The organism is Bacillus sp. JJ1562, assembly GCF_036962705.1.
GTDB lineage: Bacteria > Bacillota > Bacilli > Bacillales > Bacillaceae_L > Ferdinandcohnia.
Window position 1 is genome coordinate 126736 of the sequence record NZ_JBALOQ010000017.1, and the last position, 13510, is coordinate 140245.

General features: G+C 36.7%; 23 protein-coding genes. 2 read left to right on the forward strand and 21 right to left on the reverse strand.

All coding sequences use genetic code 11. From position 1 onward, the window contains the following. Nucleotides 1–63: 63 nt before the first annotated feature. From V7097_RS11290 to V7097_RS11380, 19 genes are all read right to left on the reverse strand, one after another. Complete coding sequence (locus V7097_RS11290) at nt 64–645, reverse strand: Gp15 family bacteriophage protein (protein ID WP_335703712.1); 582 nt, start codon at nt 643–645, stop codon at nt 64–66. Between the two features lie 4 nt (nt 646–649). After that, nucleotides 650–1042 carry a hypothetical protein gene (locus V7097_RS11295; RefSeq protein ID WP_335703713.1) on the reverse strand — a complete coding sequence of 131 codons (393 nt, stop codon included), beginning with the start codon at nt 1040–1042 and terminating at the stop codon, nt 650–652. A 49-nt stretch (nt 1043–1091) separates the two neighbouring features. Continuing rightward, nucleotides 1092–1532 (reverse strand): phage tail tube protein, encoded by a 441-nt coding sequence (locus tag V7097_RS11300; RefSeq protein ID WP_335703714.1) that lies wholly within the window; start codon nt 1530–1532, stop codon nt 1092–1094. After that, complete coding sequence (locus V7097_RS11305; protein ID WP_335703715.1) at nt 1525–1932, reverse strand: minor capsid protein; 408 nt, start codon at nt 1930–1932, stop codon at nt 1525–1527. The genes V7097_RS11300 and V7097_RS11305 overlap by 8 nt, the downstream gene beginning before the upstream one ends. Then, nucleotides 1933–2259 (reverse strand): minor capsid protein, encoded by a 327-nt coding sequence (locus V7097_RS11310; protein ID WP_335703716.1) that lies wholly within the window; start codon nt 2257–2259, stop codon nt 1933–1935. Further along, nucleotides 2259–2603 carry a putative minor capsid protein gene (locus tag V7097_RS11315; RefSeq protein WP_335703717.1) on the reverse strand — a complete coding sequence of 115 codons (345 nt, stop codon included), beginning with the start codon at nt 2601–2603 and terminating at the stop codon, nt 2259–2261. The genes V7097_RS11310 and V7097_RS11315 overlap by 1 nt, the downstream gene beginning before the upstream one ends. Beyond that, entirely contained in the window at nt 2603–2992 is a 390-nt protein-coding gene (locus tag V7097_RS11320) for a hypothetical protein (RefSeq protein WP_335703718.1), read from the reverse strand. The genes V7097_RS11315 and V7097_RS11320 overlap by 1 nt, the downstream gene beginning before the upstream one ends. Continuing rightward, nucleotides 2993–3280 (reverse strand): HeH/LEM domain-containing protein, encoded by a 288-nt coding sequence (locus V7097_RS11325; RefSeq protein ID WP_335703719.1) that lies wholly within the window; start codon nt 3278–3280, stop codon nt 2993–2995. Between the two features lie 13 nt (nt 3281–3293). Then, on the reverse strand, nt 3294–4274 hold the full coding sequence (locus V7097_RS11330; RefSeq protein ID WP_335703720.1) for a major capsid protein: 981 nt from the start codon (nt 4272–4274) through the stop codon (nt 3294–3296). 22 nt (nt 4275–4296) lie between these two features. Then, nucleotides 4297–4875, reverse strand: coding sequence for a phage scaffolding protein (locus V7097_RS11335; RefSeq protein ID WP_335703721.1), 579 nt, complete (start codon nt 4873–4875; stop codon nt 4297–4299). 116 nt (nt 4876–4991) lie between these two features. After that, nucleotides 4992–6137 carry a phage minor capsid protein gene (locus tag V7097_RS11340; RefSeq protein WP_335703722.1) on the reverse strand — a complete coding sequence of 382 codons (1146 nt, stop codon included), beginning with the start codon at nt 6135–6137 and terminating at the stop codon, nt 4992–4994. 5 nt (nt 6138–6142) lie between these two features. Next, nucleotides 6143–7636, reverse strand: coding sequence for a phage portal protein (locus V7097_RS11345; protein WP_335703723.1), 1494 nt, complete (start codon nt 7634–7636; stop codon nt 6143–6145). Between the two features lie 11 nt (nt 7637–7647). After that, the gene (locus tag V7097_RS11350) at nt 7648–8961 is read right to left on the reverse strand and encodes a PBSX family phage terminase large subunit (protein ID WP_335703724.1); all 1314 of its coding nucleotides are present in this window, start codon (nt 8959–8961) and stop codon (nt 7648–7650) included. Beyond that, nucleotides 8954–9697: a phage terminase small subunit gene (gene terS / locus V7097_RS11355; RefSeq protein ID WP_335703725.1), complete on the reverse strand. Its 744-nt coding sequence runs from the start codon at nt 9695–9697 to the stop codon at nt 8954–8956. The genes V7097_RS11350 and terS overlap by 8 nt, the downstream gene beginning before the upstream one ends. Nucleotides 9698–9781: 84 nt before the next feature. After that, complete coding sequence (locus V7097_RS11360; RefSeq protein WP_335703726.1) at nt 9782–10237, reverse strand: hypothetical protein; 456 nt, start codon at nt 10235–10237, stop codon at nt 9782–9784. A gap of 121 nt (nt 10238–10358) precedes the next feature. After that, nucleotides 10359–10556, reverse strand: coding sequence for a hypothetical protein (locus V7097_RS11365; RefSeq protein WP_335703727.1), 198 nt, complete (start codon nt 10554–10556; stop codon nt 10359–10361). A 17-nt stretch (nt 10557–10573) separates the two neighbouring features. Beyond that, nucleotides 10574–11131 (reverse strand): YfbU family protein, encoded by a 558-nt coding sequence (locus V7097_RS11370; protein WP_335703728.1) that lies wholly within the window; start codon nt 11129–11131, stop codon nt 10574–10576. A gap of 93 nt (nt 11132–11224) precedes the next feature. After that, a complete protein-coding gene (locus V7097_RS11375; protein ID WP_335703729.1) occupies nt 11225–11713 on the reverse strand; it encodes a sigma factor-like helix-turn-helix DNA-binding protein in 489 nt (162 codons plus the stop codon). A gap of 11 nt (nt 11714–11724) precedes the next feature. Next, nucleotides 11725–11925, reverse strand: coding sequence for a hypothetical protein (locus V7097_RS11380; protein ID WP_335703730.1), 201 nt, complete (start codon nt 11923–11925; stop codon nt 11725–11727). 276 nt (nt 11926–12201) lie between these two features. Between V7097_RS11380 and sda the strand changes: the two genes are divergently transcribed. Further along, a complete protein-coding gene (sda, locus tag V7097_RS11385; protein WP_335703838.1) occupies nt 12202–12333 on the forward strand; it encodes a sporulation histidine kinase inhibitor Sda in 132 nt (43 codons plus the stop codon). 99 nt (nt 12334–12432) lie between these two features. Here sda and V7097_RS11390 read toward each other — a convergent pair whose 3' ends face one another. After that, on the reverse strand, nt 12433–12606 hold the full coding sequence (locus V7097_RS11390; protein ID WP_335703731.1) for a DUF3954 domain-containing protein: 174 nt from the start codon (nt 12604–12606) through the stop codon (nt 12433–12435). Between the two features lie 135 nt (nt 12607–12741). Here V7097_RS11390 and V7097_RS11395 point away from each other — a divergent pair, with 135 nt between their 5' ends. Then, nucleotides 12742–13197 (forward strand): hypothetical protein, encoded by a 456-nt coding sequence (locus V7097_RS11395; RefSeq protein WP_335703732.1) that lies wholly within the window; start codon nt 12742–12744, stop codon nt 13195–13197. Nucleotides 13198–13240: 43 nt separating this feature from the next. On the opposite strand, the gene V7097_RS11400 is transcribed toward V7097_RS11395, so the two are convergent. Next, nucleotides 13241–13417: a hypothetical protein gene (locus V7097_RS11400; protein ID WP_335703733.1), complete on the reverse strand. Its 177-nt coding sequence runs from the start codon at nt 13415–13417 to the stop codon at nt 13241–13243. Nucleotides 13418–13510 lie beyond the last annotated feature (93 nt).

A 13510-nucleotide genomic window follows, 5' to 3' on the forward strand; every position in this document is an offset into this window, starting at 1 on the left:
CTGGTGCACTTGATCTCGGCTTCACCTTTTAACTTGCCTAACAATTTATTGCATTTTTTACACCTAATCGTCTTCAATGTCATTTACATCATCGCCTTTTAAAGCATACGCTCGCTTCAATTCAAGCATTTGTTTTCGTTGTTTTTCTGTACCTTTACCGCTTGGTAAATCAGCCGTTCTTATTTCAATCACACGCAAAAATTTACTTCCATCCGTTAAACCACCAAGAAGGGCTTTAAATTTATACCAATGTAACTTACCTTGTTGTTCAAATAGATCTAATCCGTAATCACTCATAAAAGAAGCATATATATACTCTGCATCCTGCTTTAATGAGTAGACCTCTTTTTCTTTACTTTGTGGCATTGGATTACCTTCGATATCAACCGAAGCATGCCCTTCTTGACCACTACCAATTGCACTTTCGAATAACTGATAAAATATTTCTGCTTTCTTTTCAAAAGGATAATCTAACTGGTCCCTTAACAACATTTCGAAACCAATTTCAATTTGGGCATAGTCAGGAATTTCCTTATCTCCTAGCATGTCAATCAGTCTCAGGACATTATCAAAAGACAGATCAACCACAAATTCGATTCCATCAATTTCAACTGATTCCGTTAACGGATAAGCCAAATCAAACATGATTTCACACTAAAGGGGATGCGAGGTTTGAATGTCTTTGTTTTGCTGCTAAATATTTTTTCGCCTTTTGTTGTTGTGTCGATCCAGCTTTTTTGATTAATTCTTCCTCGAGACCTTCGACGATTTGCCAGAAATATTTAGTAATTAGAATGATGGATGGGGATATCTCATATATCTTGTCGAAAGCACCTTCACCCAAAAAGAAGTCTAGAGCTTTTTTTACTGCTTCTTTTGCAGCATCAAAGTCTTCCCCTTCAAGATTTTTGAGCTCTTCTTTGTATTTTTCTTGAGATTCATATAAACGTTTAATGTTCTCGTCACTAATCTCAAATTCTAGTTTCACATTACCTATTTCAATTGGTATTACCGGTTTTTCTGTTTGAATTTTAATTGCCAAACTAATCGCCTCCTAAAATTAAAAAGAGAGTGGAATCCACTCTCTTCACTTATGCTCCTGCCTTTGTAACTACCGGTTTCTTATCCCAAGAAATAGCACACTCAAATGCAGCGTACTCAGTTGCTTCTCCGCCAGTCACCTTAATACCTGTTACAGTCGCTGGACCTTCAAGCGTGTCACCATTGGTTCGAATTTGCTTAAACATAATTTTACGAGCTTCTCCTGTCTCGAGCTCGAGACCAGCAATAAATTTCATGGCCGGATCTTCCTCATCGTACATTCCTTCAAAAGCGTATGATTTTTTAACACTGATAACATCAGTTTCCGGTGTCCCATCACCATCGTAGAAACCTTGGTCCTCTGTTTCTTCGTCAGAATCATCATTCACCGTGGATATCCACTTCGCTAGACGTTTATATTCCGGTTGGACCTCTCCTTCTGGTAAGGGCGCTACATGGTATTCTGTTAAGGCATTCTTTTTCCTAGCCATTCACATTCACTCCTTGATAAATTGTGATTTTAGCACTAATAGATAATTGAAAAATATAAAATCCCTGCTCATCTTGTCCAACCAATGACGGCAAGGATTGTGTAGAAATTTCTTGGAAGTCATAACTCCCATTATCACTAGGTAAATCTTCAAGATTTTCTAATGTTTGATAGATTTGAGTTAAGGCATTGAAACAATTCATCTGATTCTTACTCTTGGCATTAACTTGCACTTGATAGTCTTTGTCCCTTGTTCCATCAAAAAATACCGTTTCAGAGCCACCAGGCATAGCCATAATAGAAAGTGATTCACTCGAACCAAGCAAACCAATGGTGCAACGGGCATAAAGGCTAAAACTATTAATTTTGTCTTTTAACCTATCCATAAAATCTAATTCCATTTACTTCATCGCCTTTTTGGTTATTCTTTCCCACTGACTCCGATGGATAGACAGAGCTTTTTTATCCCATTTAGGACCCGTACCTGGTGTAGTATAGTTAGAGAATTGGTTGTAATACTGTCGTCTAGCATATCTTGCATGCCAAATTATAGACTTCCCATCAATTGCAATCGTCGATTGATTCCTAAGGTCAGTGCTTTTCATAGGAGCATAGATATTGCTATCCGCATGTACTTGATTAGCGAGTGCGTATTGACCTGATTTAGTCATTTGTTGGGTACGTTTATTAACTCCCTTTAAATCGACTTTGACCTTAACTTTAACCATCAGATCACTTCCAGTTCCCAATGGTGGATTTCATTTTTGTTGGGATAATAGCAAGGGACAACTTTTTGAATAACATAATCTTTTTCATTAAACTTCACTTTCGATTGCTCTTTGAAATCAGGTGTAGGAGAACTGTTTTTGGCATCAACAAAAGTTACCCCATTAGCCAATACCTTAGTTTGCGTATTATCGCGACTGAAAACAGTCTTATCGTCAAAACGTACATGTTTTATTGTGAGCGGTTGTTCGTATGCATCGTTACCCCAATCATCTTTTTCGCCAGTAAAGCCTTCATAAATGATTTCATGAATTAACCATACCTTGGGTAAAGGTCTAACATGCATTAAATCACCCCTAGCCCTCTGTAAAGAAGTCCTGTGTCTTTCAGATAGAAATACACGTCTTTACTAACCAAATTGTTCTGAGGGGATTGTTGCGAGTTTTTAGCCCCTACCGACAACATGGTTCTCCCAATCTGTACAGTTGAGGGTTCGTTTAAACCGTGCGAATTGGTCGCTCCCATTTCATCAAAATATTCAATTTGTGCAGCAATCGCCTTTTTGAATTGCTCTTGACGGAAAGGTACATCATCTTCAAGGTTATTAAACTTATAAAAATGGCGAGTGACACCATCAACTGCATCACTCGCTCTTTTTATTAACCTATCAAACCCAGATTCCTCTATTTCGACAAAACCTAGTTCTTGATATTCGGTGTATGTTAGATAAGGCATTTACTCACCTTCTTCTAGCTTTTCTCCATTGAACAACGCCAGCAATACTTCTTTTTTGTCACTAGATTTATACTCAATACCTAACTTATCTAGTTCAACCTTCAATTCATCAACTGTTAGCTTTTCAGGTGGTTTAGGTGGTTCAAGTTCATTTTCTTCAACTTCATAACCTTTATTCTTAAACCATCCGATAACCCATTTATCTTCTGTTTCTGCTTCACCTTTAACAAAAGAAACACCGGCACTTACACCGGTGTAGTCTTTGTTAGGCGCTTTGATTTTAGCCAATAGAAACGCCTCCTTATTTAACTTTGATATTACGTAAAACGCCAGCCTTACGTGTAGCTTTCAATGCAACAGCTGCTACCATTTCAACATCACCAGTTTTTACAGCACCAGGAGAGTTGAAGTTCGGTAGATAGTTACGGATTATTCCGTTTCCAGTCGGTGAAACACCATGGAAACCATCAAGTCCTAAACCAACTGCGTATAGATCTGTTAATCCAGTTTGAGCAGTACCAACAGTACGGTCCTCGATTCCTACAATCGGAACAGTTGCAGAACCATTGTAGAAATAGCCTAGATCAACAAGCGGAATACCATCATAAGCATCTACCTTACGTCCGAAAGCATCTTCGCTTTGAGTTAAGTATCCAGCACGACGAGCAACAGATTTGATTTTAGTAATCAATTTGTTATTCCCCATAAGCATTGAAGGCTTTCCATCTAGTTCAGAAAGGAAGTTATCTAACTCATCAAGAAAGGCAAACTTATTTGCTGCTAATCCAGCTTCGTTTGAAAGGTCAATTACTGCATCTGTATTAATTTCAGTGCTAGAACCAGTCAAAGCCTTATCCAGACCATCAAACGCTTTAGAATCTACCGCTGAATCACCGTTGATAACAGTGTGGTGGAAAAGGTTTGCAGCACCTTTTATTTTTTGTTCCATTTGGAACTGCATTTCATTGATTTGACCAGAAGTATCTTGGATAACACGGTCAATTTGGTAAGAACCACCGAAAATCTTTAGATTAACGAATAGGTTCTCACGGTCTGCTTCGTTCGGAGTATAATCTTTGTTGATTTCACGAAATCCAGCAGTAGAAGGTGTTTTTAAACGAGTGTATCCGTACGTTAAAGTGCTTCCACCAGTACCTGGGGAAACTGCATTATCAAATGTTAAACCGTCTAAAAGGAATGAACTGCGACGAAACTCGTCGATTACAAATTGGTCAATTTTGTCGGCCATACCGACTTTTGCTTGTGCTAATGTTACTGGCATGAATAATCATCTCCTAAATTAACTATTGTTTTGTAAAGTGTTGCGCTAATGCTTCAGCTAGGTTTGTAGGCTCTCCGCTTCCAGAACCGCCGCCATGATTGCCGTGTGAAAAATGTGGGTTGTTATTGTTTTTATCTTCCTCGGCAAACAAATATGGATCACTTTCTTTAATTGTTTTCAATTGCTCTTCTAAACCTAGCAACTTATCACCATCGAGTTTGATAGCTTCCAAGTTTAATAAGGCTTGAGCTGCTTTTGGATTACGAACTTTGGCAGCTCCTAAAGCATCTTTTAAAGCATGATCAAATGCCTGTTGCTGAATTTTTGCTTCGTAATCACCTTTAATCTTTTTGTTGTCATCCTGTAATTGTTGGATTTGAGTTTGTAAAGCTTCATTACCTGTAGCCTTAGTTTTTAATTCCTCTAGTTGTGTGTCACGGTCAGATATTTGTTTCTTCAAATCCTTGTTGTCATTATTCACCTGGTCAAACTTCTCTTTCGGGAACCAATTACCATCACTTACAATAGCAACCTTGTTATCACCAGCTTTTTGCATTACTTGATTATACAAATCCTCACCTAACAACTCTTTTAAATCCATTTATACTCGCTCCTTTGTTAATGTTTTTAGGCGTGTCACACCTCACGCAGAAAGGTTTCGTTTCTTTATGGTCTAACCCTTAAAAAGACCAAAATAAAAAAGCCTTAATGGCTTACTTATGAATGATTACCACCTGTAACTAACACTCTTTCCTTGTCATATCGCCTTGGAAGGTTATGCTCTGCAATGAATTCCCTAATATTAGCTTGTCTACTTCTGACGAGCTTCTTATACTTCTCAATCGTTTCCGGATTCCCAATTTCCTCTGCCAGCATTAAAGAGCGTTTTGCCTTTCTTATCTGCCTTTCATGATAACGTTGCTGTTGTACTAGCTTTCCGCGCTCATATACTTTATCAGGGTCATATTGGACCTGATTATTTTCGTTTAGTCCCTCAACAAATGGATACAGAATGTGTCGGCAATTTATTCCGCGAATTCCGGCTGGAGTACCGTAGCCAAACTCATAGATTGATGGATACTTAGGATTACTTGAAGGATTACTCATCGATGCCACTTTACCTTGAATCTTAGAACAAGTTTCGCGGGCATCTGGATAACTATTTACCAGGACTAGATCCATGCCGTATTCATCCATTCTAGACATACGCAATTCATTATAGGTCCGGTTGACTGTATTTCTAACAACTGTATCGGCATACCTTTCCAAACTCCATACATGCCCACCACGGTCAACGAATGCCGTTTCCACACCCTTATTTGACCATTTGATGACCGTTTCAGCTACAGCCTTATTAATTGTCGTGGTACCAGCTAAAACCCTTCCTGTCGTTTCCTCAACGATTTTACGATACATTCGAGTTACAGTTCCTTCACCATAATTCGTGGTTATCAATGTCTGATTAACATAGTTGTCAATCTCTACAAACGTCTGTTGGACATAGGTTGCTAGAATTGCATCTATTTGGCTAGGCGGTGGAAGAGTGGCATAAACTTTCTCTAGTTCCTTATCCACCCCTGCAATAGTCCCGTGTCCAACATCAGCGATAGCCTTTTTAATGGCCTTTTCTGATAATCCAGTGGCTTTCGACAGCGCCTTAATCGTCTCCTGGTTAAACATCCTCAATTGCTGCATCTTATCAATCTGCCATTCCAGTACATGGTCTTTACCGTGTGTAGGATTGGTTTTAAGGCGATTGGCAACCATAAAGAATACTTCATCCTCTAAAGCCCTGTAAATGTCTGTGATTGGCTCAGTGAACAGGTCCAGTTGGTGTGGAGTAACTTTAGGATTATCCCCCATTTAAATCACTCCCCCGCCCCAAATATAGCCCTTTGCGCTTTCAAATCTTTCAAATCAGGCGCCTGCTGCCTATCTTCTTCAATGATTTCCTTAATCAGTTCCAGCGCTTCTTCTTCTGTAAGACCATGAATCTTCATGATCGCCCTCTTTTTGCTCTGAATACCACCATTAATCATTTGAATTTGCTTGCCAATCTCAGCACCCTTATCCTCTGCAATAGAATCATCAAAGGACACTGTGACCTCAAATTCACCTTTACCCTTAAACAGGTTATACAATCGGGCAACATCCACGATAGAAGTAATTAATTCCTGTATTCCAGCTTCAATGATGATTTCGTGAGACTGTTTACTCTTGAATGTCTTAGATTGCTCTGAAATGACCTCTGTGGCTGTTTTCATGCTTTGGCCATCAAAGGTGAATGTCCCCGGGCTAAATCCTGTCTGCATAGCGAATAGGTTTAACAAGGCATTAATGGCAGCTACATGTTCCTCGACACGTAATTCAACAGAAATATCTTGAAGTTTGGTTTCATCTTGTTCTCCTGCATTAAATGCCTCATATGTTTCGTCAGTTGAATCAAAGTAACGGTGAACATCACCTGTTAGAGTATCAACGACTGTTTTCACCATGTGAGCTGGAACAATGATTCTTTTCTTACCCAACCTAAATTCCCTATGGAAACTATCAAATGCTGTATCAATTGCTTTCATAGTATCCATTGCGTTAGAAAAAATAGATATACCCAAAGGCGATTTTGTATCAAAATTGTTAGCAATGTTAGGTTTGAAGTAGCTGAACAATGGATTTTTAAGCCCTGTTATTCTCACTTCTTCTTCGAGTCTAGGGAAAAATTCTTTTAGATTAACCTTTACTCCTAGATCATCACCATTATTAGACTCGTAAACTTCATTTTTGATAACATACACATCTTTTTCCCATAGATGCCATTCCAAATGAGTGTATTTCTTATCTTTTCGCTTAAACTCATAAGGGAAAACCGCTTCGAATATTGAGTCATTTCTCCATGAAACAGGAATAAATGAGTCAGCTGTCACGAATGACAGTTTGATTAGTGCATCCTCAACATACGGTTTTACGACCATACCACCATGTGCAAACGAAAATTCTAGATAGTCTTGAAACTTCCGGTTAAACTTATTCGCTTTGAACACTTCATCGATATACTCTTTTGTTGAGTTCTCACTTATGCTGATTTCACATTTTTCATTGAACACAAGAGATGCCATTTCGGAAGCAACTGTTTTTGCCATGTTTAACGTGTCCATCTTTCGTGTTTTCGGTCCGTCAATGGTTTTATAACTGATTTTATGCCACGGCTCATGGTAGCCACGATACAGTGCTTTCCACACGTCTATTTGTCGATACATTTCTTCATTCAGTTCAATGTCTTTATGATCACTCAGTTTATTTATTGATTTTATAAGGCCCAATTTTGCCAAACCTCCCTTCAACAAGGACATTATCTTTTTGAACATTGCTTCACCACCTAGAATTTAAGTCCTAGCTTGCGTAGGTTATCGTTTACGTAGTACTGGAACATATCACAGGTGTGATCGTCCTCTTTTATTACTTTAGGATCATCAGTATTCAAGGTATCTCCATCCCACTGATACTTCTTATGTTCCTCGATGAAAATCTTATTATTTGGTGTATCTAAATAATAAAAACGCCCTTGAGCTAACAGGACGTGTACGTTGTCAATCATATCCACTTTTTTCTTTTTGGCTATAGGATGCAGTCTGATTCCATGATCTTTAAATATCTGATTCCTCAATGCGCCCTCTGCACTGTCTATGGTTTCTACATCGACGTTTCTCTTGTATTGCTCTAAAATACCCTTGCGCCACTCAAAATAACTCTTAGACAGTTCACTAGGTGCCTTCTTGTTCACTTTTCCTTCTGGTGAGTAGTAATACGTGTCTAATAGGATAACATCTTGCTTTTTCGTTAATGCGAATGCGCCATGTGTAGTAGCTGATACCTGGTGCCCTGTATCTGATGACAAATCAATTAACAAAATATCGTCATCACTAGGCAATTCTTGTAACGACTTGAATAAATGCATGTTATATATGTTTGTTCCAAGTCCTACCGGTTCACCTAAATAGATATAACGATAATAATCATAGTCGTTATTCTTGATACGCTCGATATCCTTTAACATCTGACCAGTGACGAATCCTAATTCATCATTCAAGTAGCTGGATTCATGCACCAAATAATCTTCTTCGCCCTTCATTTTGTCCGACCACTCATTTATCCAGTGGTATGGGTTCCTTGGAGGGTTATAGGACCAAAAAAAGTACACCGTTTTTGCTAAATGGTGTTTCTGTCGCATGAATGTAACGTTTGTCTGGTCAAATTCTTCTTCGCTATTGAACTCTGCTGCTTCTTCATACCAAACACCGATGATATTTCCTATGTCATTTGATTTCAGTTTTTGGAAGTCATCTTGACCGTAGAAATAGAATGTAGATCCAGTACGTTTATGGGTTATCTTAAATGGCGATACAGTCGATTTAAAACTATTGCCTAAACCGAATTTATTAACAGCCCATTGAATCTTATTAAAAACAGAATCTCGAATCGTGTTACCTACTTTGCGCAGTACAACAACATTAGCCTGTTCTCCTCGCATGATGTACCAAATCATCATGAACATAAGCTTCAAAACAATTACAGATGATTTAAATGAGTTACGTCCACCTTTTAATATGTTGTATGGCTTTACGGTTAACCAAACCTCTTTGAAATGCGGATTAACGTTTTTCTGAATGTCGATGGTAGGCTTCTTACTCATTGCCGTTACTCCATTCATCTACAATGATGATTTCTTCTAACTCGTCATCCGTATTCTCTTTTGAGATTCTGTTGGCTTCTGCCTCAGCTTTTTTGATATTAGCCTGCATAAGTTGTAATTTGAGCTTACGTTCGTCATCATCGGTGGCCATGTCATTGAATTGCTTGATTAGACTTCTTAATTCACTCATTGCCCTGGACTGAGCATTTAAGAATGTAGCATGACGGTCCCAGGCAAATTGGAACTCGTACTCTTCTTCCCAACTACTACCATTATCAGATGAACTATGCTTTTCCTTTTTGAGTTCTTTTATCATTTCATCTTTACTCTCAACAAACATAATTTTTTGAGCTCGGATAATGGCAGCATATTGAATAACTATTTGTTCCCAAACTAAGTCAGCAGGAGATTTTTCCTCCATGCTATTAATAATCTCCTTAGTTTCATCAGGCAGAAAGTTTGCAAGTGTTGCGAACAAACCATGAGTAACGGCATTGCTATTTCCTTTAGGAGCACCACCACCACTATTCCCTTTTGCGTTTATATTTCCTTTAGGAGCACCTCGTTTTTTTGTGTGCACACCTTTTTCTTTTGTATGCACACCATCACGGGACCATTTATAACGAGTCTTCCAAGACTTAACTGTATTTATGGTAACCCCGTACTTTTCGGCAATATCTTTGTATTTCATGCCTTTCACATAATCTTTCTCAGCCAAGACATATTTTTCAGCCATGCTACATCACCTGCCACCCCCGGGTATTTATGTTTGTTTTGAGAATTAAAAAAAGCCTATCCAAACGGATAGACGTTACTTATATCAATTTTCATTTTTGTTTTCTAATTTTAAAATGTTATTTGTATCCTTTAAAACAAACGGATTATATGAATCTTTTGTGTTTGTAGAAAATAAGTTTTCTGCTTTTAAATCCTTTGTTTTCTTTGTAACATCTTCTCTAATGGATTGTTTGAGCTTCTCTAATTCTTCTTCCATGTCTTTCATTTTTTCAGCATAAGATTCTGCTTCTTTTTTATAGAATTCATATTCATATTCATATTTTTTCTTTTCTTCTGGATCTGTTGCCGTACTAGCTTTCTCATGAGATTCTTCAGCCTTTGCCATTTTCTCATTTTTTATTTTTTCTATCCAGCTCTTGATAAACTCGGATAGCTTTTCAAAAATAAATTCGAGAATTTCCTTCCCGTATCTAACCAATAACTCTTTAATCACCGGCCATGCCTTTTTAATAAATAACTCTAAAAATTTTTTCCACATAGATTATAATCCTCCTCAAAATCTATCTAATTATAATTTATTTTGCACAGGATTAAAATACTATTAATTACATTATTTTACTAATTTAAAAAGCACCCCGCAGGATGCTTAAACCTTTGTATTACATTTCTCTTCGATTACCATGAAACCTTACTACGCCATCATTAGTAACCTCTATTTCTTTCACTTCTACAGAAACATTTCTTATGGTTACAACGTTTGCTTTCATCATTAATTTTACAACCTCATAGCTTGCAGTATCCGAATATGTTCCGTTGCCTATTACCGCTTCTACATCTAAATAAATTTGATTATCCATTTCAACACCCCGTACTTTTATGCATTTAAAATTTCAGTAATTTCTTCGGCTGTTAAGTTTTCATATCTAACAAACCCATGTCTATTTCTAATTGTTTCTCTCTTTGAAATCATGTTAGCTAACTTTTGCATACTTGGACCAGAACCATGTGAATTATAATCTTCAATTTTACCTGAATCAATTAGTTCTTTTATCTCACTAAACCTATCAAGTCGTGTAACTAAAAACTTATAAAAGCTAAAATACTTTACTTCCGTTGAATCATTTAGATCAAAACCCTTAAATAAAACATCTTTCTCGTTTATGGAATTTTGCACTTCTTCACTTTGTACCCAGGAAAAATACAAATCTCTATAAAGAGACAGAACATCTGTGACAAACTTACATTCTTCATCACTGACTTCATCAGAAAAATATTCGGTAGCTAAAGAATAATATCGGGAATAACCTGAAACAAAAATATCCCTAAAGTTTTCAAATTGTTCCTTTTCGTACTCATCCTCAGTCAATCTTGATAATATTTCGTACTGATTAGCAATAATTAATCTGTCTTTTAAGCTAAGTGTTTTATCCAAATTCATCCCTCCTAATGTACTAATTTCGACAAAAGGAGATATTTTCCTGCAAACTCGCTTCAATAATAAAAACAACGTACGTCAGAGCGTACGTCACGAAACCCGTTGTTCAACTTTTTTTCTTGCTCGTTCGATGTATTGCTGCACTGTTCTCTTTTTTAATCCAAGCTCATCCGCTATTTCTTGCATGCTCATTCCTTGAGCTGTGTGCAGGATATAACATTGTCGCTCCCTTAGAGAAAAAGACGAGAGAATGTTAATTAATACTCGTTTTTGGTCAGCTGGAATATATAATGGTTTATTATCTTCCTCCAGCTGGCTCGTAATATCGGGAATAATATCCATGCTTTCCAATGAACGCTTTTGATAAATTGTCCTTTTATCAATCCCACGCATTAGACCAGGTTGCCTTCCCGTCTCCAACCACTCAATAGCAAAATCCATATCGTCAATCATACCGATAATCAGACTTCTATCTACACGATCTATAGGGTTATCATTATTTAATTTCTTACGTAATCTATTTAAATCCTTCTTACTATTCGAGTATTCGTGAATTAATTCGTCTGCCCAGTTTGACATATGAACTCCTCCTATCGTTGTCTTAATGCCCCTTTATTTCTTCGATATGTTGGTCTACCAGTACCCATCAAATACCTCAAATCCGATTCAGAAAGCTTGTCTATTTTCTTTGGCGGTGACTCTTTCGGACTCTCCCAAATTTGTGGATCCATATGCCGCATTCCATTCTTCTTTTTCCACTGCTTCAACTGGTCTCTAAAACTTTGATTCATACCCCTGTCCCCTTTGTATAAAAATAAAAAGAGGGCACAAATCACCAACACGATCTACTCGCAATGATTGATTCATGCCCTCGGTTTTTCCGTTAGGCTATATTAATTTAGTATTTTAAAAAATTTTTGAGGAATTAACAGAACGTATACATAACCTTTATTTAATCTTAATTTGCATTATCTTTAATAGTTCCAGTATTATAGGTATATACTTCTTTAGAACTATATAAACTTAACTAACGAACTATGGTAGGTGAAAAAATGGGTATTAAGAAAATGCCAAACGATCTTTTAGTCTATGCATATCACAAAGCCGTAAAGTTAAGATTGGATCGTTTTTTCATCAAAATGTTGTTGGATGAAATTTCCAGAAGAAAAACAGTTGCAAAAATTCCCCTAAAAAAATAAAATTTTTATATTATGATAAGTTCTTGGGCATTTGTTTTTGTACACTTAGTCCAGGGACTTTTTTTCATTTTCTTACCTCTCCTTCATTAGCTTTTTTGGTCACACTTTCCTCTTCACCGTAGTCTCCAATCTATCCACCTTACCACCAAGTGTAACAACCAATATTTCACCATAATCCGGGAGGTCATGTTCTATCAGCTGACCATCTTTAACAACATATACTTTTTTGTTATTCATCAAATCAATTTGAGCAGTCATTTTTTGTGTACCCACCAGGAACCCTCCCATGATATAATTGTTATGGACTGGTCAGGATGATTCCTGGCTTTTTTTATTTCATTTTTTCATCCTAATTACATAATCGCTTAATACCTTGACACAATAATAAAAAACAAGGAGAGGCTGATTATGTTTTTATCTGCAATTCGCATTGGAATGATATTAGTATCATGGACAACTGTTTTATTTCTCCCGAAAAAATCATTTTTTAAGTTTTTACCGGTCACTCTTTTTTCAACTACAGTTCTTTTAACAGAATATCTACTAGGTATTCCCCATAAATGGTGGAAAGCAAAGGGAGGTATTAAAACAATAGCTAATAATGGTCTAACTTTTATTTTTGGACCCTACTTCATTGGAAACATGTGGATATTCCACTTAACTTACAAGAAATTTTGGCTTTACAGCCTGATCAATTTAGTCCTCGATTATATACTTGCTTTTCCACTAAATGCATATTTCGAAAAGATTAATCTTTATAAATTAAAGAAAATCAGGCCTATTCATCTTTTTTTACTATCGTTAACTTATTCTTTTTTAAATTATGGTTTCCAATTATTTATAGATAGAAATCAAAAACAATAATGAATCAAATTCTTAATTGGTGCCGGGATGATTCCTGGCTTTTTTAATGCGCAGATTTATATGCTTCATAGGCTTGTTCGACTGTTTTTAGATGTTCTATTTCCATCTGCTGTGCCTCAACCGTATTCAGTAGCCAGATAACATCATTCGTTGTAATAAACTGCCTTCCGTTTCCCGATAAATTTGATTTAATTACATTTAATCTTGTGTTTATATCCATGTTTTACCTCCTTAACCTAGTAAACTTAAATTTTTATTGTCGATTTCTAAAAAATGTAATATTATAGTAGTTGAAAGGAAGGTGATGTGTTAT